This window comes from Roseicyclus sp. (assembly GCF_052168335.1).
GTDB lineage: Bacteria > Pseudomonadota > Alphaproteobacteria > Rhodobacterales > Rhodobacteraceae > Roseibacterium.
Genome location: NZ_JBQLZP010000706.1, coordinates 1 through 1,658 on the forward strand (window position 1 = coordinate 1; position 1,658 = coordinate 1,658).

Below are 1,658 nucleotides of genomic sequence, written 5' to 3' on the forward strand. Positions count from 1 at the left end.
CATCGCGGCGCCCGAGGCCGCCAACAACTCGGCCTCGACCGGCTCCATGCTGCCGATGCTGACGCTCGGCATTCCCGGCTCGCCCACCACGGCGATCCTGCTCGGGGGCATGGTGATCTGGGGCCTCACACCCGGCCCGCGCCTCTTCATCGAGGAGACCGAGTTCGTCTGGGGCCTGATCGGCTCGTTCTACGTGTCGAACGTCGCCGCGCTCCTGATCAACCTCGCCTTCATCCCGGTCTTCATCTGGATGCTGCGGATGCCGTTCACGATCCTCGCGCCGATCATCTTCGTGCTGTCGATCATCGGTGGCTACGCGGCGACGCGGGACATGTTCGACATCTGGATGATCGTCGTCTTCGGCCTCGGCGCCTTCGTGCTGCGGCGGTTCGACTACCCGCTCGCGCCCGCGGTGCTGGCCATCGTGCTCGGACCCATCGCCGAGCCGACGCTGCGGCAGTCGCTGCTCCTGTCGCAGGGCGACCCGATGATCTTCCTCACCCGGCCCATCGCCGCGCCGATCACCATCATCGCGGTCATCCTGATCCTGCTTCCGGCGGTGAAGCTCTTCCGCCGCAAGAAGCCCCGGCAAGACAGCGCCGCCTGACCGCGAGGAAAACGTCGCCTTCCAACCGGCCCGTCCGGCCCCATCTATGGGTGTGACAGGACGAACGGGGAGCGACGCATGACGGACCGGCACAGGCGGCTGACGGAAGCCGAGACCAAGGGGCTCAGGACCGCGAAGGAACTCGAGGGGCATCTCGCCTGGCTCGACACGTTCACTCCGGCGGCGCTGGGCGTGCTCGCGGTCGCCTCCGGCATCTACACCTATCTCGGCGTCTCGTCGCTGCTGGAGGATACCGGCGCGATGAGCTTCTTCGCCGCCGTCGCCTATTCGGTCGCCGTCTCGGTCGGCATCTTCGTCTTCTGGAGCTACATGCTCCGCCTGCTGCCCTCGATGCGGAGCGCGGCGGGCTTCATCGGGCTGACCGTCTCGGCCGGGGTCGGCTCGCTCGCGATCATCGCCATGTCGAGCTGGCTGAACGCCGCCGCGCTCGCCGGGTCTGCGGCGGTCGAGCAGCACCTCGAGAACACCGTGCGCGACTACCAGTCGGCGCTGGAACAGGCGCACGACATCGCGCTGTCCGGCCAGGCGCTCGGCCGCGAGGTGCAGCGCGCACGCGAGGCCTTCGAGGCGCTGGCCGAGCAGGAGCGTTCCGGCGAGCTCTCCGGGACGGCGGGGCAGGGAGCGGTCTACCGCGTCCTGCGGCAGAAGACCGAGGAGCTTCTGAACCTCGAGACGCAGATCGCCGGACAGCAGCCGCTGATCGTCGCCGCCTACGAGCGGGGCAACGAGATCCTCGGCCGGATGCGCGCGCTGACGGTCGCGCCGGGGCCGGTGGAACAGCGCTCCGTCGCCTTCTCGGAGGAGAGCGTGCGCCTCGCGGGCGTCATCGCGAACCTCAACCAGTTTTCGGTGGCCCCCCTCGTGGCCCGCGCGGCCGAGGATCTGCCCGCCGCCGTCGTCCTGCCCGAGCTCGATGGCCGCACCTCCACGATCCGCGACGCCCAGAGCTCGACCATCGCCTCGGTGCTCGACGCGCTCGACCAGCGCAGCCAGAGCCTCCAGCGCGCGGCGGGCGAAGTCCTCGCCATGG

2 protein-coding genes are annotated in these 1,658 nt (G+C 69.6%); both read left to right on the plus strand.

Annotated elements, in window-relative coordinates; all coding sequences use genetic code 11:
- Positions 1–607 (plus strand): tripartite tricarboxylate transporter permease (locus tag ACTS11_RS21450; RefSeq protein ID WP_442642307.1); only part of this gene is annotated, 607 nt, incomplete at its 5' end.
- Between the two features lie 78 nt (positions 608–685).
- Positions 686–1,658 (plus strand): hypothetical protein (locus tag ACTS11_RS21455; RefSeq protein WP_442642308.1); only part of this gene is annotated, 973 nt, incomplete at its 3' end.